Below are 23,503 nucleotides of genomic sequence, written 5' to 3' on the forward strand. Positions count from 1 at the left end.
CGGCCGATCAGTCCGGCGGCTCAGACGTCGATGCGGTCGCGCGACATGCCGTCGGAGCCGGCGATGATGAACTCCTTGCGAGGAGCGACGTCGTCGCCCATCAGCAGGTCGAACATCGACTCCGCCTTGGCGGCGTCGGCCACCCCGACGCGCCGGAGCGTGCGATAGCGCTTGTCCATCGTGGTGGACGCGAGCTGATCGGCATCCATCTCGCCGAGACCCTTGTAGCGCTGGATCGGGTCTTGGTAGCGCCGGTTCGACTTCTTGAGCGAGGCGAGCACGCCCTGCAGCTCGGCCTCCGAGTAGGTGTAGATGGTCTCGTTCGGCTTCGAGCCCGGATTCATCACCACGACGCGGTGCAGCGGCGGAACGGCGGCGTAGACCCGGCCGTCCTCGATGAGCGGCCGCATGTAGCGGAAGAAGAGGGTGAGCAAGAGGGTGCGGATGTGGGCGCCGTCGACATCGGCGTCGCTCATCAGGATGATCTTGCCGTAGCGCGCGGCCGACAGGTCGAAGGAACGGCCCGACCCGGCACCGATGACCTGGATGATGGAGGCGCACTCCGCGTTCGAGAGCATGTCGGCGATCGACGCCTTCTGCACGTTGAGGATCTTGCCGCGGATGGGGAGCAGGGCCTGGAACTCGCTGGAGCGGGCCAGCTTGGCCGTGCCGAGCGCCGAGTCGCCCTCCACGATGAACAGCTCGCTGTTGGCGACGTCGTTGCTGCGGCAGTCGACGAGCTTCGCCGGCAGAGACGACGATTCGAGCGCGTTCTTGCGCCGCTGGGTCTCCTTGTGGGCGCGGGCACTGATGCGCGACTTCATCTCGGCCACGACCTTGTCGAGCACGAGAGCGGCCTGCGACTTGTCGTCGCGCTTGGGGGAGGAGAAGCGCTCGGAGAGTCCCTTGGTGAGCACCGACGACACGATCGCCCGCACCGCGGGAGTGCCGAGAACCTCTTTCGTCTGCCCTTCGAACTGCGGCTCGGGGAGCCGCACTGTGAGCACCGCCGTGAGACCGGCGAGCACGTCGTCTTTGTCGAGCTTGTCGTTGCCCGGCTTCAGGCGTCTCGCGTTGGCCTCCACGGCCTGCCGGAGGAACTTGAGCAGCCCCGCCTCGAAGCCCGCCTGGTGCGTGCCACCCTTGGGGGTGGAGATGATGTTGACGAAGCTGCGGAACACGGTGTCGTAGCCCACGCCCCAGCGCAGTGCCAGATCGACGGTGCACTCCCGGGTGAGCTCTGTCGGCACCATCGCACCCGAGTCGCTCAGCACGGGCACGGTCTCCTTGAACGTTCCGGAGCCGGTGATGCGCCAGATGTCGGTGACCGGAGAGTCGGAGGCGAGGTGCTCGACGAACTCCGAGATGCCGCCCTCGAAGCGGAACGACTGGGCCTGCGACTCCTCGCCGCGCTCGTCGTCGATCGTGATGCGCAGACCCGGCACCAGGAAGGCCGTCTGCCGGGCGCGCACGGTGAGATCGTCGGCCTGGAACTCCGCGCCCTTGGTGAAGATCTGCCGGTCCGCCCAATAGCGCACGCGCGTGCCGGTGGCGTTCTTGGCGGCCTTGCCGACCACACGCAGCTCGCTGCCCTTCTCGAACGGCGTGAACGGCGCATCCGGACTGGGAGCCGCACCCCGGTCGTCGAACACACCGGGCTCGCCTCGATGGAACGACATCGCCCAGGTCTTGCCGTCGCGGTCGACCTCCACGTCGAGGCGCTCGGAGAGGGCGTTCACCACCGAGGCGCCGACGCCGTGCAGACCTCCCGACGCCGCATAGGACCCCGAACCGAACTTGCCGCCCGCGTGCAGCTTGGTGAACACGACCTCGACGCCGGTCAGACCCGTCTTGGGCTCGATGTCGACCGGGATGCCGCGGGCACGGTCGCGCACCTCGACGCTGCCGTCGGGGTGGAGCACCACCGCGATGTCGTCACCGAAGCCCGCGAGCGCCTCGTCGACGGAGTTGTCGATGATCTCCCACAGGCAGTGCATGAGCCCACGCGAATCGGTGGAGCCGATGTACATGCCCGGGCGCTTGCGCACCGCCTCGAGGCCCTCGAGCACGGAGAGATGGCGGGCGGAGTAGTCGGAGGGCGTGGGCACCCGTCAAGGGTAGCCGCCGCCCCGCCCGCGACCGGGCACGACACCCGGGGGTGGATTCCCGGTACGCGCACAGCGAAACACAGGCGAATGAGACATGACCGTCACAGAAGAGTGCTTTGATGGCTAGACCAGTCAGTGAACGTTCGAGCCGCTAAGGAGCAGAAGATGCAGTCAGTTGCAGACACCGGCGCTGTTTCCGATCTCGAGAACGCCTACCAGCTCACCGCGGCCGACCGCTGCGACAGCTGCGGCGCCCAGGCCTACATCCGCGTCGACATGCCGTCGGGAGCCGAGCTGCTCTTCTGCGCGCACCACGGCCGCAAGTACCAGGAGAAGCTCTCCCAGGTCGCGACCGGCTGGCACGACGAGTCGGCCAAGCTGCTCGACGCGTAGGCGTCAGCCTTCCGACCGGCCGCCGCCGATCGATCCCACGACACCGCTCAGAACCGCCCCCGACGCATCGCGCCGGGCCCCCGTCTCGGGGAGGTTCCGGGCGGTGCCGTCGTTTCCGACGGCGAGAGCGGGAGCAGGCCCCGCCCAGGCCGCGGTGAGCACGTCTTCGCCCTTGAGGAAGCGGTGCGCCCGCACCCCGCCCGTGGCGCGGCCCTTCGGCGGGAACTCGCTGAACTCCGAGACCTTCGCGGTGCCCGCGTCGGTGCCGGCGAGCGTGCTCGTGCTTCCTGCGACCGTCACCACGACGGCGTCGGGGGAGTCGGGCACCGACCCGAACCAGAGCACCGAGGCGCCCGCAGACAGATTGATGCCGGCCATGCCCCCGGCCGCCACGCCCTGAGGGCGCACGCTCGCCTGGAAGAACCGCAGCAGCTGGGCGTCGCTCGTGACGAACACGAGCTCGTCGTCTTCGGAGTGCTGAGCCACGCCGATCACGTGGTCGCCGGGCTTCAGCGCGATGATCTCGAAGTCCGGCCGCGCCGGATAGCCTCCGGGTGCGACCCGCTTGACGACCCCCTGGGCGGTGCCCAGCGCGATCGGCACCGCCGAGTCGAGGGAGACCAGGCCCACCACCCGCTCCTTGCGCGGGTCGATGCCCAAGTACTCGGTCACCTTCACACCCGCGGCGAGTTGCACCGATCCGGCCGGCACGGCCGGCAGGTCCATCACGGGCATCCGCACGAGCCGGCCCGTGTCGGTGACGGCGCCGATCTCGCTGCGCCGGGTGGTCGTCACCTCGCTGCGGAGGGCGTCGTGCTTCGAGCGGCGGTGCGTGGTGGCGGGAACGGTGCCGCCCTCCGCATCCGGTTCGCGGTCGACGCGCACGACTCGCCCGGTGGTGCTCAGCAGCACGACGCAGGGCGAGTCGGCCACCTCGAGCACGGGCTGAGCGCGGCGCGAGGTGGTGGCGGCCGACGGTGCGGCCTCGGTGAGCATGGTGCGGCGTGGCGTGCCGAAACGCTCGGCGACCTCGTCGAGCTCGTCGGACACGGCAGCGCGGATGAGCGCGGGATCGCCCAGTAGGGTCTCCAGCCGCTCGATCTCGGCGCGCAGCTCGTCGCGCTCGGCCTCGAGCTCGATGCGGGAGAACTTGGTGAGGCGCCGCAGTCTCAGCTCGAGTATGTAGTCGGCCTGCAGCACGCTGAGGTCGAACACCTCGATCAGCCGCGTGCGGGCGTGATCGGTGTCGTCGCTGCCACGGATGAGCTGGATGACCTCGTCGATGTCGAGGATCGCGATGAGCAGGCCCTCCACGAGGTGGAGCCGCTCACGTCGACGGTCGAGGCGGTACCGGGTGCGGCGGGTGACCACGTCGATGCGGTGGTTGAGGTAGACCACGAGCAGGTCGCGGAGGCCGAGGGTGAGCGGCCCGCCGTCGACCAGCGCGACGTTGTTGATGCTGAAGCCGTCTTCGAGCGGGGTGAGCTTGTAGAGCTGCTCGAGCACCGCGAGCGGGTCGAAGCCGGTCTTGATGCCGATGACCAGCCGCAGCCCGTGGGTGCGGTCGGTGAGGTCGGTGACGTCGCTGATGCCCTGGATGCGCTTCGCGGTCACGCCGTCCTTGATCTTGGAGATCACCTTCTCGGGCCCGACGAGGTAGGGCAGCTCGGTCACCACGAGCCCGGTCTTGCGCGGCGTGAGGTTCTCGACCGACACCCGCGCCCGGGTCTTGAAGGCCCCGCGGCCGGTCTCGTAGGCATCCCGCACCCCGGCGAGGCCCACGATGGTGCCACCGCCCGGCAGATCGGGGCCCGGGATGAAGCGCATCAGATCGTCGAGCGTGGCGTCGGGGTGCTCGAGCAGGTGACGCGCACCCGCCACCACCTCGATGAGGTTGTGCGGGGCCATGTTCGTGGCCATGCCCACGGCGATGCCGCTGGCGCCGTTGACGAGCAGGTTCGGGATGGCGCTCGGCAGCACGTCGGGCTGCGTGAGCTGGTTGTCGTAGTTGGGCACGAAGTCGACGACCTCTTCGTCGAGGTTCTCGACCATCGCCATGGCGACCGCGTCGAGGCGTGCCTCGGTGTAGCGCGGGGCGGCGGGGCCGTCGTCGAGCGAGCCGAAGTTGCCGTGGCCGTCGATGAGCGGCACCCGCATGGTCCACGACTGTGCCAGGCGCACCAGGGCGTCGTAGATCGCGGTGTCGCCGTGGGGGTGCAGCTTGCCCATCACCTCGCCCACGACGCGGGCGCTCTTGACGTGTCCGCGATCGGGCCGCAGGCCCATCTCGCTCATCATGTACAGGATGCGCCGCTGCACCGGCTTGAGTCCGTCGCGCGCGTCGGGGAGGGCGCGCGAGTAGATGACGGAGTACGCGTACTCGAGGAACGAGTCCTGCATCTCGGTCGCGACGTCGACATCGAGGATCTTCTCGACGACGGACTCGGTGGGGTCGTTCTTCGCTGCGGTCATTCCTGTTTTTTCCGGGAGGTGCTGTGCCAGACTTGGCCGAATGCCCCCCATGCTACCGACGCGCGCGCCCGGTGAGCCGACCCTGGCCGACGTGTTGCCGAGTTGCGCGGCCTCGCTGGTGGGGCAGCCGAACCCTCTCGGTCTGCCGTCGGTGCGCAAGGCACTCGTGGTGCTGGTCGACGGCCTCGGAGTCTCGTCGCTGCGAGAACGGCGCGGCCACGCCCGCGCTCTCACGGCGCACCTGACCAAGCGGTCGGCGCTCACCAGCGGGTTCCCCACGACCACGGCGGTGGCCCTCGCCAGCCTCACCACGGGCAGCCTCCCCGGGGCGCACGGCATCGTCGGGTACTCGGCGCTCGTGCCCGGCGTGGGGGTGGTGAACCAGCTCTCGGGGTGGTCAGACCGGATGCGCCCCGCGACCTGGCAGCGCAGCGCCACCGTGTTCGAGACCTTGGCCGCGCAGGGAGTGCGCTCGGCCACCATCGGGCCGGCGCGCTATGCCGACTCCGGCCTGACCCACGCCATCCTCCGCGGGGCCGACTACGTCTCCGGTGCCTCCATCGCCGACCGCTTCGCCGCCGCCCGGGCGCTGTTCGACCGCGACCAGGTCGACCTGGCCTACCTCTACGTGCCCGAGCTCGATCAGCTGGCGCACGCGAAGGGCTGGGAGTCCGACCGCTGGCTCGCCGGGCTGGAGACCCTCGACGCCGAGTTCGGCGCCTTCGAGCGCACCCTCCGGCGCGACGAAGGCGTTCTCGTCACCGCCGACCACGGCGTGGTCGACGTGCCCGCGTCGTCGCACATCCTGTTCGGCGAAAACCCGGCCTTGATGGCGGGCGTGAAGCTCGTGGGCGGAGAGCCACGCGGCGTGCAGCTCTACCTGGCCCCGGATGCGCGCCCCGCCGACCGGGAGGAGGTCGCCGCAGCCTGGCACGCGGCCGAGGGCGATCGCGCCTGGATCGCGACCCGCGAGCAGGCCGTGGAGAGCGGCTGGTACGGCGAGGTCGCCCACGAGGTGCTGCCGCGCATCGGCGACGTGATCGTGGCGGCGCGCAAGCTCGTGGCCTACTACGACGGGCGGGGCGGCGACGCCACGGGTCGCGGGATGATCGGCCAGCACGGCTCGCTCACCGCCGAGGAGTCGAGGGTGCCGCTGCTGCGGGCCGGGGCGTTCGAGACGGCCTGATCAGGCCGGGTCGTCGTCGCTCCTGGCGCCGAACACGATCTCGTCCCAGCTCGGCATGGCCGCGCGCTGACGTCGCGAGGTGTTCTGCTTCGACCGCGACTCGGCCGACCGGGTGCCGGCCGTCACAGGAGCAGGCTCGTCTGCATCGTCGGAGTTCGACGCGGGTTCGGGCGTGTCGGCGTCGAAGCCGTCGAGTGGTGTGTCGACGACCTCGACGGGAGCTGCCGGCGGGGTGACGACGGCGACCGGGCGCGGTGCGCCGAACACCGGGTGCCGCTCGCTCGACTCGGTTTCGGGCTCGTCGAGCTCGAAACCGGCGGCCTCGCGTTCGCCGCGGCGACGGCGTAATGCCTCCAGCAGGTCGGCGGTCTGATTGTGGTCGGCCGTGTCGGCCTCCTCCGAGGCGCGCTTGGCCGCGTAGGCGTCGAACGGCTTCGACGGATCGCGTGGCAGCCGCACCGGCGCGGAGGACTCCTCGGCCGCCGCCACGGTCGGGGCGGCAGGGGGTGACGATGACTCCGCCTCGATCGGCGAGAACGCGCCGCTGTCGAACCTGCTGTCCTCGCCCGGGAGCCCCACGGCCCGCAGCCTGGGGATGAGACCCTCGGTGAGCTCGCCGTGGCGCGAGAGCGTCATCGCCTCGTTGCCGAGGGGGGTGAGCACGTGTCGCTTGGGATCGAACTGCCAGCGGGCGTCGTGCTCGATGTCGCGGGAGGTGAAGGTGAGCTTCACGATCCAGCCGGTCTCGTCCTTCCAGCTGGCCCAGCGCACCTCCTGGGCGTCGAGACCCTCGAGCCGTTCGCCGATGGCGTCGCCGAAGGTCGACAGCGGCTCCTCTCCGAGCGGGTCTGCGGGGGTGGTGGGCTGCACGGCCACCCGCAACGCGGAGTCGACCATGAACTGCCGCTCCGCGAGCACGGGACCCTCGAAGCGCTCGATGTACTCGATGTCGGCACCGGTGAGCTCGGCCACCTCGGGGGCCGAGAGACCGGCACGGATGTGGGTCTGGATCTCACGGGGCGAGACCTTCTTGCCGCTCGGCGCCGAGGCGATGCCCTGCCTGAGCTTCGAGCGGAGCAGTTCGTCGATGACGATCCTGAAGCGGTCGCCGCTCTCGCTGACGACCACGAGCGCGCCGTCCTCGACTCCGATCACGGTCAAATCCTGCATTCCGAACGGCCTCCAGAGTTCTCTGTCAGCTGACAGGATCGCACGCGCCCCCGGCCGCACGGGGGAATGCCCCGGGCGTGCCGCGAGTTGGTACCGCCGTGAGTATTGACTGCTCATGTGGCGGTTTGCTATTCGCGCATCTTTGATGCAAACTAACGCCGCGATTTTTGTTAACAGGTGTATTCAAGAAGTGGATGGGCATGGCGACCGATTACGACGCACCCCGCAAGACCGATGACGACTCGGATTCGATCGAAGCGCTGAAGGAGCGGGTTCCGGACAAGATGTCCGGCGTCGTGGACGTCGACGACGCCGACAACCCCGGCGGCTTCGAGCTCCCCGGCGCCGACCTCTCCGACCTCGACCTCGACGTGGTGGTGCTCCCGCCGCAGGCCGACGAGTTCACCTGTATCAGCTGCTTCCTGGTGAAGCACCGCTCGCAGATCGACCACGAGGAGAAGCTCGGGGCCATCTGCGTGGAGTGCGCCTCCTAGTCTCGAGAACCAGCGGGGCGCCGCGTGAGCGCCTCGACCAGATCGCCGGGCCGCCGGCTCGACACCAGCCAGTACGGTGTCGGGTCGTGCGGGTCGGCGATCTGTATTCTCACCACCTGGTCGACCCAACCGCGGATGCACAAATAGGCGCGCGCATCCAGCCGCCTCCCGCGCTGCGCGGTCGCCGCCTCGCCTGCGTACGCGACGCTCTCGCCGAGAAGATCGAGCGGGATGCGCGCCCGCCCGGCACGCAGCTCGGTGGCGGTCACCTCGATCACGGGTGCGGTGGTCACCAGCACGAGCACCACTCCGGCGTAGAGCACGAGTCCCACACCGGTGCCGATCAGCACCCCCGTCACCGGGGCCAGGGGCGCGAAGACGATGATGCTCGCGGGGAGCACGAGGGCCGTGGAGAGGAAGACCCAGACCGAGGGGTGGAGCCTTTCGCGGTACAGCTGCATGTGCCTATTCGATCATCCTTTCTGCACTACCCTCGACTCGTGACCGATTCACCCGAGGTGCTCATCACGGCAGCCGCCGCCCCCGTCTACGCCCACCCCGGAGACGCCGGCGCCGACCTGCTCTCCACCGAGGGCCTCACCCTAGCGCCGGGAGAACGGCGCCTGGTCGGTACCGGGGTGGCGATCGCCCTCCCCGACGGCTACGCCGCCTTCGTGGTGCCTCGCAGCGGCCTGGCGGCCAAGCACGGCATCACCGTGGTGAATTCGCCCGGCACCATCGACGCGGGCTACCGCGGGGAGATCAAGGTCGTCCTCCTGAACACCGACAGTTCGGTGCCGTACGATATCGCCGTCGGCGACAGAATCGCGCAACTGATCGTGATGCCGGTGACGCGAGCGCGCTTCGTGCCCGTCGAGACTCTCCCTGGGAGCCATCGCGGCGAGGGCGGCTTCGGCTCCACCGGTTACTCGTCGCCCGCGAACGGAAGTCAGGCATGACCGACAACGAACTCGTCCCCGACGAGCCGCAGCCCGAGGCGACCGGCCCCGACGACTCGAAGTCCGCACCGGAAGACCGCGCCGCCGAGGGGCCCTTCGACGCCACCGAGGCCAACCCGGCCCGGCCCTACGTCGACCTGGGCGGCCTGAAGATCCTTCCCCGTGAGGGGCTCCACCTCCGGCTCGAGGTGGAGGAGGGAACCAACCGCGTCGTGGCGGTCGGCCTCGACTACGCCAAGTCCACGCTGCAGGTGCAGGCCTTCGCGGCTCCTCGCTCGACGGGTCTCTGGCACGAGATCCGCGAGCAGATCGAAGACCAGATCCTCAAGCAGGGCGGCAAGGCCACCGTGCAGAACGGTGTGTTCGGGCCCGAGCTCATCGCCGGGGTCCCCGCCACGGCGCCCGACGGCACGCAGGGTCTGCGCATCGCCCGCTTCGTGGGCGTCGACGGCCCCCGTTGGCTGCTCCGCGGTGTGATAGCGGGCGAGGCCATGACGAACCCCACGGCGCAGGCCGCCGTTGAGGAGCTCTTCCGCAGTGTCGTCGTGGTGCGCGGCACCTCGCCGATGCCGCCGCGCGACCTCATCCCGCTCACCATTCCCAAGACGGCCGCGTCGGGCGGCGCCCAGGCCGCCGGGGCGTGACCATGGCGGAGTCTCCCCGGGACGGCTCCCCGGAGTCCGGGGCCGACGAGCAGCCCGCCACCTTCCACGAGGCGTTCGCGCGCGCCGCGCGGAACGCCGGCATCGGCCAGGTGGCGCCGGGGGAGACCCCCACCGGTTCGTCGCTGCTGCGGGCCATCGGGGGAGTGCGCGGGCTGATCGAGTCGATCCTCCCGGGTCTGGGCTTCCTGGTGCTCTACACCTTCACCAAGAACCTCCCGCTCGCCGTGATCGCGCCGATCGCCGTGTCGGTGGTGTTCGTCGTGGTGCGGCTGGCCACCCGCAGCGCCGTCATGCCCGCCATCGCGGGACTCATCGGCGTCGGGGTGTCGGCGGGGCTCGCGCTCTTCACGGGGCGCGCCGAAGACAACTTCCTGCTCGGCATCGTCATCAACGTGGTGTGCCTCGTCGCACTGCTGGTGTCGCTCGTCGTGCGGCGCCCGCTCATCGGCGTGATCGTCAGTCTGCTGGCGAACGACCCGGGCGGCTATCGCGCCGACCGGGCCAAGGGGCGCGTGGTGCTCGTGGCCACCTGGTGCTGGGTGGGGCTGTTCTCCATCCGTCTGCTCGCCGAGCTGCCGCTCTACTTCGCCGGCGAGACCGAACTGCTCGGCTCGGTGAAGCTCATCCTCGGTGTGCCGTTCTACGCGATCGTGCTCTGGGTCACCTGGCTGCTCGTGCGCGCGGCCTACTCCAAGACCGCCACCGAGACGCCCAGCACGAGCTGATGACGCAGACGGGGGAGCGGGGGCACACGGCAGAGCGGGGCTTGACGGCGGCCGAGGTGGCCGAGCGGGTCGAGAAAGGACTCGCGAACGTCGCCGACGACACGACGTCGCGGAGCGTGGCGAGCATCCTGCGCGAGAACGTGCTCACCTTCTTCAACGCCATCCTCACCGTGTGCTTCATCGTGGTCGTCGCGCTCGGCGACTTCGGCGACGCGGTGTTCTTCGGCATCGTGGTGGTCAACGCCCTCATCGGCATCGTGCAGGAGCTGCGAGCCAAGGCGAGCCTCGAGCGGCTGGCGCTGCTGGCGGCCCCGGAGGCCGCGGTGCGCCGCGACGGCGACGTCGTGGTGCTGAAACCCGAGGCGGTGGTGCAAGACGACCTGCTGCTGCTCCGGCCGGGCGACCAGGTGACGGCCGACGGATCGATCGTGGCGGTGGCCGACCTGCTCGTGGACGAGTCGATGCTCACGGGGGAGTCGGAGCCCATCGCCAAGCGGGTCGGGGACACCGTGCTGTCGGGGTCGTTCGTGGTCGCCGGCACCGCGACCGCGCAGGTCACGGCGGTGGGGGCCGCCTCGTACGCGAACCGGCTCACCCGGGAGATCAAGAAGCACACGGTCGTGCACTCCGAATTGCGGGCCGCCACCACGCGCATCCTGGTGTATCTCAGCTGGCTGCTCATCCCGGTCATCGCGATCGTGATCGTCGGACGCATCATCGTCTACGGCGCCGCCGGGCCCGACGGGGTGTTCGAGTTCGACGACCTGGCGCAGGTGCCGTGGGAGTCGTGGCGCCTCGCCGCGCTCGACGCCGTGGCCAGCGTGGTCGGCATGATCCCCGAGGGACTGGTGCTGCTCACGAGCCTCGCCTTCGGGGTGGCCGTGGTTCAACTCGGGCGGCAGAAGGTGCTCGTGCAGGAGCTCGCCGCCGTCGAGGTGCTCGCGCGGGTCGACGTGCTCTGCCTCGACAAGACCGGAACGCTCACCACCGGCGAGATCGGCTTCGAACGACTCATCACGCTCGACGACACCGTGCCGGCCCACGCGATCGACACGGTGCTGGGGCTCATCGCCCACGACGTGGCGGCCAACCCCACGGCGCTGGCGCTGCGGCCGCACTTCGCCGACGACGGCGAGACGGTGCTCGAGCGGCTGCCGTTCAGTTCGCGCCGGGCGTTCAGCGCCCTCACCTTCGAACGCGACGGTGTGCGGCAGACGTGGCTGCTCGGTGCACCCGAGAGGCTGCTGGCGGGGTCGCCGGATGCGCTGGCGCTGGCCACCGAGACGGCCTCGACCGGGCGGCGCACGCTGGCACTGGCCAGGGCCGAGGGGGAGGCGGCCGACTTCGCCGAGTTCCGCGCCGGTGACGCGCTCGGCAGCGGCGTCCGACCCGCCGCGATCGCGGTGTTCCACGAGAGCGTGCGCCCCGACGCGCGACCCACGCTCGACTACTTCGACCAGCAGGACGTGCGCGTGATCGTGCTCTCCGGCGACAATCCGGTCACCGTCGGAGCGATCGCGGGGGAGCTCGGCCTCTCCACCGCCTCGCACGCGGTCGACGCCGGAACGCTCCGCACCGACGACGAGCTCGATGCCTCGCTGGCGCGCTCGAGCGTGTACGGCCGGGTCGCCCCCGAACAGAAGCGCCGGGTGGTGCACGCCCTCCAGGCCGAGGGACGCACGGTCGCGATGACCGGTGACGGCGTGAACGACGCCATGGCCATCAAAGACGCCGATCTCGGCATCGCGATGGGCAACGCCACCCCGGCTACGCGCGCCGTGTCGCGGCTGGTGCTGCTCGAAGGGCGCTTCGACCGTCTGCCCACGGTGCTGGTCTACGCCCGCCGCGTGATCGCGAACGTGGAGCGGGTGTCGAACCTCTTCCTGTCGAAGACCGTCTACGGGGTGGTGCTCGCCCTGGTGAGCGCGTTCCTGCTCTGGAAGTTCCCGTTCCTGCCGCGGCAGATGACGCTCGTGTCGACGCTCGCCATCGGCATCCCGTCGTTCTTCCTCGCCCTCGCGCCGAACAGCCGGCGTTACCGGCCGGGAGTGCTGAAGCGCGTGCTGTCGTTCTCGATCCCGGCCGGGCTCATCGCCTCCGCGGCGATCGTCGCCTCCTACTCGGTTCTGCAGACGATGGTGGGGCTCGACGAGGCCCGCAGCCTGGTGTGCATCACGCTGTTCGCCGTGTCGCTGTGGATCCTCTGCGTGCTCGCCCGGCCGCTCACCTCGTGGCGGCTGCTGCTCGTGCTCGGGGTGACGGTGGTGTTCGTGCTGGCCTATCTGGTGCCGCTCTCGCGCGAGTTCTTCGTGCTCGAGGTGCGGAGCCTGCCCGCTCTCGGTCTCGCCGTCGCGATCGGTGTGGTGGGCGCCGCGTTCATCGAACTCTGGTATCGCATCGCCAAGAGCCGCGGGCTGGTCTCCGACCGCGAGTAGCGGTGGTATATTTATCTTGACGTCAAGATAAATTTTTCCGCGTGATTGCGGGGATGCGCACCATTTGTAAGGGTCGCCTTCCTAGCCTTTCACCCGCCACGAGTTCGAAGATTGTCGTGAGTCAGCGAAGGTGAGGTCGACGTGTCGGCAGTGAACAGTTTCAGTTCGAAAGACACTCTCCAGGTCGGGGACAAGTCCTACGAGGTCTATCGCATCGACAAGGTGGCGGGTCACGAGAAGCTCCCGTTCAGCCTGAAGGTGCTGCTCGAGAACCTTCTGCGCACCGAGGACGGTGCCAACATCACCGACGGGCACATCCGCGCCCTCGGCGGCTGGGTTCCCACGGCGGAGCCCGACACCGAGATCCAGTTCACCCCCGCTCGCGTGGTGATGCAGGACTTCACCGGCGTGCCCTGCATCGTCGACCTCGCCACCATGCGCGAGGCGGTGGGCACCCTGGGCGGCGACCCGACCCGCATCAACCCGCTGGCCCCCGCCGAGCTCGTCATCGACCACTCCGTCATCGTCGACCTGTTCGGCAGCGAGAACGCCCTCGAGCGCAACGTCGAGATTGAGTACGAGCGCAACGGCGAGCGGTACCAGTTCCTCCGCTGGGGCCAGACCGCGTTCGACGACTTCAAGGTGGTGCCCCCGGGCACCGGCATCGTGCACCAGGTGAACATCGAGTACCTCGCGCGGGTCACCTACACCCGCGAGGTCGTGGATTCCTTCGGCCAGACGGTACTCCGCGCCTACCCCGACACCTGCGTCGGCACCGACTCGCACACCACCATGGTGAACGGCCTGGGCGTGCTGGGCTGGGGCGTGGGCGGCATCGAGGCCGAGGCGGCCATGCTCGGCCAGCCCGTGTCGATGCTCATCCCGAAGGTGGTCGGCTTCAAGCTCTCCGGTTCCATCCCCGCGGGCGTCACCGCGACGGATGTGGTGCTCACCATCACTGAGATGGTGCGCAAGCACGGGGTCGTCGGCAAGTTCGTCGAGTTCTACGGCGAGGGCGTCGGCCAGGTGCCGCTCGCCAACCGCGCCACCATCGGCAACATGAGCCCGGAGTTCGGCTCGACCGCCGCCATGTTCCCCATCGACGACGTCACGCTCGACTACCTGCGCCTCACCGGCCGCAGCGAGGAGCAGGTCGCCCTGGTGGAGGCCTACTCGAAGCTGCAGAAGCTCTGGCACGACCCCTCGCAGGAGCCCGTGTTCAGTGAGTACCTCGAGCTCGACCTGGGCACGGTCGTGCCGTCGATCTCGGGCCCGAAGCGCCCGCAAGACCGCGTGGAGCTGTCGGTGGCCAAGCCCACCTTCATCCGCGACCTCGAGAACTACGCCAACGCCGATCACGACCTCTCGCGCGTCGACGCCTCGCTCGAGGGCACCTTCCCGGCCTCCGACCCGCTCGGCTTCACCGCGCAAGACGAAGACTCGGCGCACGAGATCTCGCACACCCACGTGATCCACGCTCCCGGGGCGCTCTCCCGGCCCACCAAGGTCACCACCGCATCCGGAGACCGTTACACCCTCGACCACGGCGCCGTGGCGGTGGCGGCCATCACCTCGTGCACCAACACCTCCAACCCGAGCGTCATGCTCGCGGCCGGACTGCTCGCCCGTAACGCCAACAAGCTCGGTCTGAAGGCCAAGCCGTGGGTGAAGACCACCCTCGCTCCCGGCTCCAAGGTCGTCACCGACTACTACGCGAAGGCGGGACTGACCGACGACCTCGAAGCCCTCGGCTTCTACACCGTGGGCTACGGATGCACGGTGTGCATCGGCAACACAGGCCCGCTCATCGACGAGGTGAGTGCCGCCATCAACGACAACGACCTCGCCGTGACGGCGGTGCTGTCGGGCAACCGCAACTTCGAGGGCCGCATCTCACCCGACGTGAAGATGAACTACCTCGCGTCGCCCCCGCTGGTGATCGCCTACGCCCTCGCCGGCTCGATGAACTTCGACTTCGAGACCGACGCGCTCGGTCAGGACACCGAGGGCAACGACGTGTTCCTGCGCGACATCTGGCCCGACTCGGCCGAGGTGCAGCGCACCATCGACACCTCCATCAACACCGAGATGTTCGACCACGAGTACTCGGGCGTCTTCGAGGGCGACGAGCGCTGGCGTTCGCTGCCCACGCCCACCGGCCCCACCTTCGAGTGGGACTCCGAGTCGACCTACGTGCGCAAGCCCCCGTACTTCGAGGGCATGACTCTCGAGACCACGCCGGTCACCGACATCGTCGGCGCCCGCGTGCTGGCCAAGCTCGGCGACTCGGTGACTACCGACCACATCTCGCCCGCCGGCAACATCAAGGCCGACAGCCCCGCCGGCAGGTACCTCGACGAGCACGGCGTGGCCCGCAAGGACTACAACTCCTACGGCTCGCGGCGCGGCAACCACGAGGTGATGATCCGCGGCACCTTCGCGAACATCCGCCTGAAGAACCAGCTGCTCGACGGCGTGGAGGGCGGCTTCACCCGCGACTTCACCGTGGAGGGCGGCCCGCAGTCGTTCATCTACGACGCCTCGCAGCACTACCAGGACGCGGGCATCCCGCTGGTCATCTTCGGCGGCAAGGAGTACGGCTCGGGCTCGTCGCGCGACTGGGCGGCCAAGGGCACCTCGCTCCTCGGCGTGAAGGCGGTCATCGTGGAGAGCTTCGAGCGCATCCACCGCTCGAACCTCATCGGCATGGGCGTCGTGCCGCTGCAGTACCCGGCAGGGGAGAGCACCGAGTCGCTCGGACTCGACGGCACCGAGATCGTCACGATCACGGGCATCGAGGAGCTCAACAACGGCACCACGCCGAAGACGGTGCACGTCGTCGCCACGCCCAGCGAGCACTCGCCCGCGGGCAAGGAGACGGTGGAGTTCGACGCCGTGGTGCGCATCGACACCCCCGGTGAGGCCGACTACTACCGCAACGGCGGCATCCTGCAGTACGTTCTGCGCAGCCTCGTCTGACGGCCGCACTCGCGTGCGGCGCAGCGCGGCGTAGACTGCGAGTTCGTCCGATCGTGGGAAGGTGGAGGGTATGAGCCTGCTCCAGGGGATCACCACACCGCGCGACCTCGACGCACTCTCGGCCGACCAGCTCGTGGAGTTGGCGGCCGAGGTGCGCGCGTTCCTCATCGCCGAGGTCTCGAAGACCGGTGGGCACCTGGGGCCGAACCTGGGTGTGGTGGAGACCACGATCGCCATCCACCGGGTGTTCGACTCTCCTCGCGACGCCATCGTGTTCGACACCGGCCACCAGTCCTACGTGCACAAACTGCTCACGGGGCGGCAGGACTTCTCGCTGCTGCGTCAGAAGGGCGGCCTGGCCGGGTACCCGCAGCGCTCGGAGAGCCCCCACGACGTGGTCGAGTCGTCGCACGCGTCGAGCTCGCTCTCCTGGGCCGACGGCATCTCGCGGGCCTTCGAGATGACCGGGCAGACCGACCGGCACGTCGTGGCGGTCGTCGGCGACGGCGCCCTCACCGGGGGGATGACCTGGGAGGCGCTGAACAACATCAGCGACGACAACTCGCGCAACCTCGTGATCGTGGTGAACGACAACGGTCGCAGTTACGCCCCCACCATCGGCGGCATGGCGCGCTACCTCAACGGGGTGCGCACGGCGAACGGCTACCGTCAGCTGCACCAGAAGAGCTGGCGTTTCTTCGACCGCGTCGGCGGTGCCTTCGGCCGGGCGCTCTACCGCGGTGTGCGCGGTGGCCTGCACGGCTTCCTCAGCCGAATGACGAACAACGCCTCGCTCTACGCCAACCTCGACATCAAGTACGTCGGCCCGATCGACGGTCACGACCTCCAGGCGATGGAAGAGGCACTCCGTCAGGCCAAGGACTACGCGGCCCCGGTCATCGTGCACGCCATCACCGAGAAGGGCCGCGGCTACGAGCCGGCCCGGGCGGATGCGGCCGACCAGTTCCACGCGGTCGGCCAGATCGACCCCGAGACCGGCGAGCCGATCTCCTCCCCGTCGGGCACACCGAGCTGGACGTCGGTGTTCGCCGACGAGATCGTCGAACTCGCGGCGGCCGACGAGTCGATCGTGGGGATCACGGCAGCGATGCTGCGTCCCACGGGGCTGCACCGTTTCGCGGAGCGCTTCCCGAACCGGGTGCTCGACGTGGGGATCGCCGAGCAGCACGCCGTCACCTCGGCGGCGGGCCTCGCGTTCGGGGGTCTGCACCCCGTCGTCGCGTTGTACGCCACCTTCGTGAACCGGGCGTTCGACCAGGTACTGATGGACGTCGGGCTGCACCAGGCGGGCGTCACCTTCGTGCTCGACCGGGCGGGCGTCACAGGCCCCGATGGCGCGAGCCATCACGGCATGTGGGACCTCGCGATCCTCCAGGTCGTCCCGCGCATCCGCCTGAGTGCCCCGCGTGACGCCGAGCGTCTGCGCGAGGAGCTGGCCGAGGCGGTGCGGGTCGTCGATGCGCCGACCGTGGTGCGGTTCCCGAAGGGCAGCACCGGTCCCGAGATCCCCGCGCTGCGACGCACGCCCGACGGCGTCGACGTGCTGCGCGAGGCCACACGGCGTGACGTGCTGATCGTGTCAGTGGGCACCATGGCCACCCTCGCCCTCGACGTGGCCGCGCTGCTCGAGGAGCAGGGCATCGGCGTGACCGTGGTCGACCCGCGCTGGGTGGTGCCCGTGCCGTGGAGCATCATCGAGCTCTCGGATGCGCACCGCATCGTCGTGACGATCGAGGACGGCGTGCGGGTGGGCGGCATCGGCACGCGCATCCGTCAAGACCTGCGTGAGGCGGGCGTCGACACCGCCGTCACCGAGCTGGGGCTGCCCGACGAGTTCTTGGAGCACGCCAGCCGCGATGAGATCCTCGAGCGGGTGGGACTGACTCCGCGCCACATCGCCGACGACGTCATCGCACAGGTTCAAGGCAACAAGATCCCGATCGCCCGTCCGCTCGGTGAGCGCGTCTCGCGCGGCACCGACACCGGCTCGTCGCCGCTGCCGCACCTCACGCGGTAGCGATCACCCGCGCGAGATCGCGTAGCGGGTGCTCACCGCGCCGCCCGGGTGCACGACGGTGTTCGAAGCCGCCAGGTCTGTGGAGAGCCGGGCCACAGGCAGCAGGGGCGCCCCTGCACCGAGCACGACGGGCATGGTCGTGAGCAGCAGTTCGTCGAGCAGGCCGGCGTCGGCGACCTGCGCCGCCACCTCGCCCCCGCCCACGATCCAGACATTGCGGCCTGCGGCCACCCGCACCCACTCCGCGTGGAGCGCGCTCACGTCGCCCGTGGCGAACCGGATGTCGCCGCCCCCCGGAAAGGCGGGCAGCTCGCGCGAGGTGAGCACCCACGCCACATGATCGGGGTACGCCCAGGCGCTCCCCTCGGCGAGGAGCCACTCGTAGGTGCGCGACCCCATCACGATCACCCCGACGCCCGCCAGGAACTCCTCGTAGTCGGAGGTGAACTCCTCCATGCCGAACTGCAGCAGCCAGCCCAGCCCGTTCTCACGATCGGCGATGAACCCGTCGACACTCGCCGCCACGTAGTACTGCGTCTTGGTGGTCTGCTTCTCTGCCATGGCCCCACACTAGAGCGGGCCACCGACACCTCAGCCGACGCCGCGGATCTCGGGGTGGTGGAAGGTGTCGCCGAAGACGCGCTGGGAGGCGCCGACGCGGTCGAGGTAGGGGGTGAGCCCGCCCATCTGGAACGGGTAGCCCGCGCCGAGGATGAGGCAGAGGTCGATGTCCTCCGCGGCGTGCACCACGTCGTCTTCGAGCATCCGGTGCACCTCGTCGGCGAGGCCGTCCTCGACGCGACGGATGATCTCGTCGGCCGTCATCGGGGTGCCCGTGCCCTTCGGGGGAGTGACGATCTTCACCGCCTCCTTGTCGAAGCCCTTGATCTTGCCCTTGTCGTCGCGGTCGAAGATGCGGCCGTGCTCGGCGAGACGGTGCAGGTTGGTGCTCTCGAAGAACCGGTCGGGGAACGCGGCGTGGTGCGTGTCGAGCACATGCGCGCCCACCTTGAGCCCCACGAGCTCGAGCAGCTCGAACGGCGTCATCGGCAGCCCGAACGGATCGAGCGCGTGGTTCATCACCTCGAGCGGGGTGCCCGTGTCGACGGCGTGCATCGCCTCACCGAGCACCTTGGCCAGGATGCGGTTCACGACGAAACCGGGGGTGTCGCGCGTGATGACGGCGTTCTTCTTCAGCTTGGCCGCGACCACCATGGCGGTCGAGAGCGTCGCCTCGTCAGTGGCCGGCGTGTTGACCACCTCGATGAGCGGCATCACCGCCACCGGGTTGAAGAAGTGGAAGCCCACGAGGCGTTCGGGGTGCTTCAGCTTGGCGCCGATCTGCTCCACCGAGAGCGATGAGGTGTTCGTGGCGAGCACCGCGGTCTCGGAGATGTGCTGTTCGATCTCGGCGAACACATCCTGCTTCACACCGAGTTCCTCGAACACCGCCTCGATCACCCAGTCGGCGTCGTCGAACTCGCTCTTGTCGGTCGTACCGGTGACCAGGGCGTTCAGGCGGTTCGCGTCGTCGGGGGAGATGCGCCCCTTGGTGAGGAGGGTGGCGATCTCTCCACGGATGTAGTCGAGCCCCTTGTCGACACGGGTCTGATCGAGGTCGGTGATGACCACCGGCACCTGCAGCCGGCGCACGAACAGCAGCGCGAACTGCGACGCCATGAGGCCGGCGCCGATGATGCCGACCTTCGTCACCGGCTTCGCGAGAGCCTTGTCGGGCGCTCCGGCGGGCTTGCGCGCCCGCTTCTGCACGATGTCGAAGGCGTAGATGCTGGCGCGGAACTGGTCGCCCGAGATGAGCTCGGCGAGCGCCTCGTCCTCCCGTTCGAAGCCCTCCGCAGCGGTTCCCGACTTCGCGGCCTTGAGGAGTTCGAGCGCCTTGTAGGGCGACTTGGCGACCGTGCCGATGCGCGACTCGAGGGTCTTGCGGGCGATCGCGATCGCCGCATCCCACTTCACCAGCCGCTCCACCTTGCCGGGCTCGTTCGGCCGCTTCACCTTGGTCGCGCCCGTGAGCACGCCGTCGGCCCAGGCCAGCGACTGCTCCAAGAAGTTCGCCGGCCCGAAGATCGCGTCGGCGATGCCGAGGTCGAAGGCCTCCTGCCCCTTGAGGGTGCGGTTGTTCTTGAGCGGATTCTCGATCACGACCTTGAGGGCGTTCTCGATGCCGATGAGGTTCGGCAGCAGGTAGGCGCCGCCCCAGCCCGGGATGATGCCGAGGAACACTTCGGGGAGGGCAAGGGCGGGGATGGAGGAGTCGATGGTGCGGTAGTCGGCGGCGAGCGCCACCTCGACGCCACCGCCGAGCGCGAGGCCGTTGATGAAGGCGAAGGAGGGCACTCCCGTGTCTTTCATCGCGGCGAAGGCGTAGTGCCCCAGCTGGGCCATCTTCTTGGCGGCCTTGCGGCTCGGGATCTCACCGACCTTGCTGAGGTCGGCCCCCGCGGCGAGGATGTAGGGCTTGCCGATGACGGCCACGGCGTCGATCTCGCCTGCCGTCGCCCGCGTCTTGAGGGCCTGGAGGGTGTGCAGGTACTCCAGCAGACCGACCGGCCCCAGAGTGTTCGGCCGGGTGTGGTCGCGCCCGTTGTCGAGGGTGACGAGCGCGAGGGTCTTGCCCGAGGGCAGCGGGATGTCGCGCACGTAGGAGTGGGTGACCACCTCGTCGGCCGAGAACGCCTCGAGCTCGGAGAAGTCGACGGTGGAGTAGTCGGTCATCGTGCCGCCTTCTTGCTCGGCTTGGGCGCCTTCGCCTTCGCGTTCCAGTGGGGGTTCTCCCAGATGACGGAGCCGCCCTGCCCGAGACCCACGCACATGGCGGTGAGGCCGTAGCGCACCTCGGGGTGCTCCTCGAACTGCCGGGCCAGCTGAATCATCAGGCGCACACCCGAGGAGGCGAGCGGGTGGCCGAGCGCGATGGCCCCGCCGTACTCGTTCACCCGGGGGTCGTCGTCGTCGATGCCGAAGTGGTCGAGGAACGACAGCACCTGCACCGCGAACGCCTCGTTGAGCTCGAACAGCCCGATCTCGTCGATGGAGAGCCCGGCCTTGCGCAGCGCCTTCTCGGTGGAGGGCACCGGGCCGATGCCCATGATCTCGGGCTCGACACCGGCGAACGCGAAGGAGACGAGCTTCATCTTCACCGGGAGCCCGAGCTCCTTCGCCACCTGCTCGCTCGCGATGAGCGAGGCGGTGGCGCCGTCGTTGAGCCCGGAGGAGTTGCCCGCGGTCACGCGCCCGTGCGGGCGGAACGGGGTGCGGAGTCCGGCGAGACCCTCGAGCGTGGTGTCGGGTCGGGGTGCTTCGTCGCGCGTCGCGAGACCCCAACCCTCCGCGGTGCGGATGCCGACGGGCACGAGGTCGGGCTGGATCTTGCCCGCCGCATACGCAGCGGCGACCTTCTGCTGGCTGTGGAGCGCGTAGCGGTCGGAGCGCTCCTTGGTGAGCTGCGGGAAGCGGTCGTGGATGCGCTCGGCCGTGTTACCCATGTTGAGGGCCTCGGGGTTCACCAGTTTCTCGGCGAGGAAGCGCGGGTTCGGGTCGGCACCCGAGCCCATCGGGTGGTGGCCCATGTGTTCGACGCCGCCCGCGATGGCGAGGTCGTAGGCACCGAAGGCGATCGCCCCGGCGACCGTCGTGACGCTCGTCATGGCACCCGCGCACATCCGGTCTACCGCGTAGCCGGGCACCGAGAGCGGCAGCCCGGCCAGCAGCGCGGCCGAGCGGCCGAGCGTGAGCCCCTGGTCTCCGGTCTGAGTGGTGGCGGCGATGGCGACGTCGTCGATGAGCTCCTTGGGGAGCCCGGGATTGCGCTCGAGCACCCCCGAGATCGCCTTCACCACGAGGTCGTCAGCCCTCGTCTGCCAGTACATGCCCTTCTCGCCCGCTCGCCCGAACGGGGTGCGCATTCCGTCGACGAAGACGACTTCGGATCTCTCGGCCACTGTGCCTCCTGGGGTTGGATCGGCTTCGATCCTAGAAGGGCCCCCGGGGAGCCCGGAATCGTTTGCCTGAACCTACGAAGCGCTCGAATCCGAAGGCTCGGCGCTTTGGATGGCTTCGACAAAGGAGTCGAGGATCGGCTGTGCGGTGAGCTCAATCTGCCAGGGGCGTGCGCCGAGCTCCGCGAGGGCGGCGGAGACGGATGCGACCGTCAGTTCCGCAGGTGGCGACCAGGCGAGACGTCGCAGGAACTCGGGGGTGAGCAGATTCTCGAGCGGGATGGCGTGCTCCTCGCCGAGCGCGGTCAACGCCGCCCGGGCGCCCTTCAGGCGGAGGTCGGCCTCGGGATTGCGGTCGGACCAGCTGCGCGGCGGCGGGAGGGTGTCGGTGCCGCGGCGCTGCACCGGGATGTCGTCGGTGGTGAGCGCGCGTTCGACGGCGGCCCACCAGCGGTCGATCTCGGAGCGGCTCGCGCGGCCGGAGAACTGCTTCAACGCGGCCAGCTCACGACGTGACGAGGGCAACGCCTTTGCCGCCACCATGAGCGAGGCGTCGGGAACCAGGCGGCCCGGCGCGGTATCGGTGGAGCGCGCGAGGTCGTCCCGGGCGAGCCACAGCTCGCGTGCGGCGGCGAGGTGCCGGTCGGCGCGCAGGGCCGACACCCCGGTGAGCCGGCGCCAGGGCTCGGCCAGCGGCGGCTTCTCCTCTTTCGCCACCACGGCGGCGAACTCCTGGCGGGCGAGCTCGGTCTTGCCCTGCTCCTCGAGCAGCACCGCCATGGCGTCGCGCAGGTCGATCAGGAGCTCCACGTCGAGCGCCGCGTACTCCAGCCAGGACGCCGGCAGCGGTCGGGTCGACCAGTCGGCGGCCGAGTGCTCCTTGGCGAGGTGGATGCCGAGCAGCTCCTCCACCACGCTGCCTAGACCCACGCGCGGCAGGCCGAGCAGCCGGGCGGCGAGCTCCGTGTCGAACACGGTGACCGGGTCGAGGCCCACCTCGCGCAGGCACGGCAGGTCTTGGCTCGCGGCGTGCAGCACCCACTCGACCCCGCCGATCACCTCCTGCAGCGGGGCGAACTCCGCGATCGCCGGGGGATCGATGAGAAAAGTGCCGGAACCGCGGCGGTAGAGCTGGATGAGGTAGGCGCGCTGGGAGTAGCGGAAGCCGCTGGCCCGTTCGGCATCGACGGCCACCGGTCCCTCGCCGAGGGCGAGCGCCTCGACGGCGTCGTGGAAGTCGTCGACCGAGGAGATGACCGTGCGCTCGGAAGCGTCAGTCACGTCGGGCCCGCCTCGCCTTCAGCATCGTGACGCCGTCGACCGCGGGCGGAAGGCCGGCCAGCATGCACAACAGCTCGCTCCAGCCCTCCACGTGCGCCTGCAGGTTGTGGTCGGTGGGGGTCCAGGATGCGCGGAGCTCGATCTGCGCCCCGTCACCCTGGTCGGCCAGCTCGCCGAACCCGGTGGAGAGGATCTTCGTGGCGGTGCCCGAGGCGCTGGTGTAGTTCGCCCCGCGGGCGTCGAGCGCGTCGACCAGCCACGACCAGGCCACGTCGGCCAGGAAGGGGTCGAGCCCGATGTCGGTCTCCAGCGGCGCCTGGGCGAAGCACACCACCCGGAACTCGCCGCCCCAGGCATCCGGTTCCTCGGGGTCGTGCAGCAGGATGAAGCGGCCGGTGCCGAGTTCGGAGTCGGCGCCGTGCCGAGCAGGGGTGACGTCGGCGGCCAGTGCGACGGCGTTCGGGGCGAGGTTGCCGGGTGCGGGGATCTCGTGCACGACCAGCTCCGCCCGCGTCTCCGCTCGTCGCAGGGAGTCCAGCGCCGCGCCGAATGCCGCCGGAATGTCCGGGGTGAAGGGGGAATCGGCCACGACTGCAGACTAGAGTTCTTTGAGCCGGGCGCGGCGAAGGCACGCCGACG

18 protein-coding genes are annotated in these 23,503 nt (G+C 69.5%); 9 read left to right on the forward strand and 9 right to left on the reverse strand.

Annotated features, from left to right (window positions below; all coding sequences use genetic code 11):
* Positions 1 to 20: 20 nt before the first annotated feature.
* Positions 21 to 2,108 (reverse strand): DNA gyrase/topoisomerase IV subunit B, encoded by a 2,088-nt coding sequence (locus N1031_RS02180; protein ID WP_259477939.1) that lies wholly within the window; start codon positions 2,106 to 2,108, stop codon positions 21 to 23.
* A gap of 165 nt (positions 2,109 to 2,273) precedes the next feature.
* Between N1031_RS02180 and N1031_RS02185 the strand changes: the two genes are divergently transcribed.
* Positions 2,274 to 2,501, forward strand: a complete 228-nt coding sequence (locus tag N1031_RS02185; RefSeq protein ID WP_259477940.1) for a DUF7455 domain-containing protein — start codon at positions 2,274 to 2,276, stop codon at positions 2,499 to 2,501.
* A gap of 3 nt (positions 2,502 to 2,504) precedes the next feature.
* On the opposite strand, the gene N1031_RS02190 is transcribed toward N1031_RS02185, so the two are convergent.
* A complete protein-coding gene (locus N1031_RS02190) occupies positions 2,505 to 4,973 on the reverse strand; it encodes a DNA gyrase/topoisomerase IV subunit A (protein ID WP_259477941.1) in 2,469 nt (822 codons plus the stop codon).
* 49 nt (positions 4,974 to 5,022) lie between these two features.
* On the opposite strand from N1031_RS02190, the gene N1031_RS02195 reads away from it, so the two are divergent.
* Positions 5,023 to 6,159, forward strand: coding sequence for an alkaline phosphatase family protein (locus N1031_RS02195; protein WP_259477942.1), 1,137 nt, complete (start codon positions 5,023 to 5,025; stop codon positions 6,157 to 6,159).
* Here the strand turns inward: N1031_RS02195 and sepH are convergent, their stop codons facing one another.
* The gene (sepH, locus tag N1031_RS02200; protein WP_259477943.1) at positions 6,160 to 7,329 is read right to left on the reverse strand and encodes a septation protein SepH; all 1,170 of its coding nucleotides are present in this window, start codon (positions 7,327 to 7,329) and stop codon (positions 6,160 to 6,162) included.
* Positions 7,330 to 7,529: 200 nt separating this feature from the next.
* Between sepH and N1031_RS02205 the strand changes: the two genes are divergently transcribed.
* Positions 7,530 to 7,823 carry a DUF4193 domain-containing protein gene (locus N1031_RS02205; protein ID WP_022897746.1) on the forward strand — a complete coding sequence of 98 codons (294 nt, stop codon included), beginning with the start codon at positions 7,530 to 7,532 and terminating at the stop codon, positions 7,821 to 7,823.
* Here N1031_RS02205 and N1031_RS02210 read toward each other — a convergent pair.
* Positions 7,820 to 8,284: a DUF3093 domain-containing protein gene (locus tag N1031_RS02210; RefSeq protein ID WP_259477944.1), complete on the reverse strand. Its 465-nt coding sequence runs from the start codon at positions 8,282 to 8,284 to the stop codon at positions 7,820 to 7,822. The genes N1031_RS02205 and N1031_RS02210 overlap by 4 nt on opposite strands.
* 39 nt (positions 8,285 to 8,323) lie before the next feature.
* On the opposite strand from N1031_RS02210, the gene dut reads away from it, so the two are divergent.
* From dut to dxs, 6 genes are all read left to right on the forward strand, one after another.
* Positions 8,324 to 8,782 (forward strand): dUTP diphosphatase, encoded by a 459-nt coding sequence (gene dut / locus N1031_RS02215; protein WP_259477945.1) that lies wholly within the window; start codon positions 8,324 to 8,326, stop codon positions 8,780 to 8,782.
* Positions 8,779 to 9,426: a DUF3710 domain-containing protein gene (locus N1031_RS02220; RefSeq protein ID WP_259477946.1), complete on the forward strand. Its 648-nt coding sequence runs from the start codon at positions 8,779 to 8,781 to the stop codon at positions 9,424 to 9,426. Before dut ends, N1031_RS02220 begins: the two co-directional genes overlap by 4 nt.
* A gap of 2 nt (positions 9,427 to 9,428) precedes the next feature.
* On the forward strand, positions 9,429 to 10,172 hold the full coding sequence (locus N1031_RS02225; protein WP_259477947.1) for a DUF3159 domain-containing protein: 744 nt from the start codon (positions 9,429 to 9,431) through the stop codon (positions 10,170 to 10,172).
* Entirely contained in the window at positions 10,172 to 12,607 is a 2,436-nt protein-coding gene (locus N1031_RS02230) for an HAD-IC family P-type ATPase (RefSeq protein WP_259477948.1), read from the forward strand. The genes N1031_RS02225 and N1031_RS02230 overlap by 1 nt, the downstream gene beginning before the upstream one ends.
* Before the next feature lie 141 nt (positions 12,608 to 12,748).
* Positions 12,749 to 15,586 (forward strand): aconitate hydratase, encoded by a 2,838-nt coding sequence (locus N1031_RS02235; RefSeq protein ID WP_259477949.1) that lies wholly within the window; start codon positions 12,749 to 12,751, stop codon positions 15,584 to 15,586.
* 70 nt (positions 15,587 to 15,656) lie between these two features.
* Positions 15,657 to 17,624 carry a 1-deoxy-D-xylulose-5-phosphate synthase gene (gene dxs, locus N1031_RS02240; protein WP_259477950.1) on the forward strand — a complete coding sequence of 656 codons (1,968 nt, stop codon included), beginning with the start codon at positions 15,657 to 15,659 and terminating at the stop codon, positions 17,622 to 17,624.
* A 3-nt stretch (positions 17,625 to 17,627) separates the two neighbouring features.
* Here dxs and N1031_RS02245 read toward each other — a convergent pair whose 3' ends face one another.
* From N1031_RS02245 to N1031_RS02265, 5 genes are all read right to left on the reverse strand, one after another.
* Positions 17,628 to 18,185 carry a dihydrofolate reductase family protein gene (locus tag N1031_RS02245; protein WP_259477951.1) on the reverse strand — a complete coding sequence of 186 codons (558 nt, stop codon included), beginning with the start codon at positions 18,183 to 18,185 and terminating at the stop codon, positions 17,628 to 17,630.
* Positions 18,186 to 18,215: 30 nt separating this feature from the next.
* Positions 18,216 to 20,360: a 3-hydroxyacyl-CoA dehydrogenase NAD-binding domain-containing protein gene (locus N1031_RS02250; RefSeq protein WP_259477952.1), complete on the reverse strand. Its 2,145-nt coding sequence runs from the start codon at positions 20,358 to 20,360 to the stop codon at positions 18,216 to 18,218.
* Entirely contained in the window at positions 20,357 to 21,586 is a 1,230-nt protein-coding gene (locus N1031_RS02255) for a thiolase family protein (RefSeq protein WP_259477953.1), read from the reverse strand. Before N1031_RS02255 ends, N1031_RS02250 begins: the two co-directional genes overlap by 4 nt.
* Before the next feature lie 72 nt (positions 21,587 to 21,658).
* A complete protein-coding gene (locus N1031_RS02260) occupies positions 21,659 to 22,864 on the reverse strand; it encodes a ribonuclease D (protein ID WP_310795660.1) in 1,206 nt (401 codons plus the stop codon).
* Positions 22,857 to 23,453, reverse strand: a complete 597-nt coding sequence (locus tag N1031_RS02265) for a DUF3000 domain-containing protein (RefSeq protein ID WP_259477954.1) — start codon at positions 23,451 to 23,453, stop codon at positions 22,857 to 22,859. Before N1031_RS02265 ends, N1031_RS02260 begins: the two co-directional genes overlap by 8 nt.
* Positions 23,454 to 23,503 lie beyond the last annotated feature (50 nt).

The sequence above is a fragment of the Herbiconiux moechotypicola genome (genome assembly GCF_024979255.1).
Lineage (GTDB): Bacteria > Actinomycetota > Actinomycetes > Actinomycetales > Microbacteriaceae > Herbiconiux > Herbiconiux moechotypicola.

Coding starts and splice junctions, on each gene's coding strand:
- N1031_RS02185 (WP_259477940.1), top strand. CDS start 2,274: ATGCAGTCAGTTGCAGACACCGGCGCTGTTTCCGATCTCGAGAACGCC.
- N1031_RS02190 (WP_259477941.1), bottom strand. CDS start 4,973: ATGACCGCAGCGAAGAACGACCCCACCGAGTCCGTCGTCGAGAAGATC.
- N1031_RS02195 (WP_259477942.1), top strand. CDS start 5,023: ATGCTACCGACGCGCGCGCCCGGTGAGCCGACCCTGGCCGACGTGTTG.
- sepH (WP_259477943.1), bottom strand. CDS start 7,329: ATGCAGGATTTGACCGTGATCGGAGTCGAGGACGGCGCGCTCGTGGTC.
- N1031_RS02205 (WP_022897746.1), top strand. CDS start 7,530: ATGGCGACCGATTACGACGCACCCCGCAAGACCGATGACGACTCGGAT.
- N1031_RS02210 (WP_259477944.1), bottom strand. CDS start 8,284: ATGCAGCTGTACCGCGAAAGGCTCCACCCCTCGGTCTGGGTCTTCCTC.
- N1031_RS02220 (WP_259477946.1), top strand. CDS start 8,779: ATGACCGACAACGAACTCGTCCCCGACGAGCCGCAGCCCGAGGCGACC.
- N1031_RS02225 (WP_259477947.1), top strand. CDS start 9,429: ATGGCGGAGTCTCCCCGGGACGGCTCCCCGGAGTCCGGGGCCGACGAG.
- N1031_RS02230 (WP_259477948.1), top strand. CDS start 10,172: ATGACGCAGACGGGGGAGCGGGGGCACACGGCAGAGCGGGGCTTGACG.
- dxs (WP_259477950.1), top strand. CDS start 15,657: ATGAGCCTGCTCCAGGGGATCACCACACCGCGCGACCTCGACGCACTC.
- N1031_RS02245 (WP_259477951.1), bottom strand. CDS start 18,185: ATGGCAGAGAAGCAGACCACCAAGACGCAGTACTACGTGGCGGCGAGT.
- N1031_RS02250 (WP_259477952.1), bottom strand. CDS start 20,360: ATGACCGACTACTCCACCGTCGACTTCTCCGAGCTCGAGGCGTTCTCG.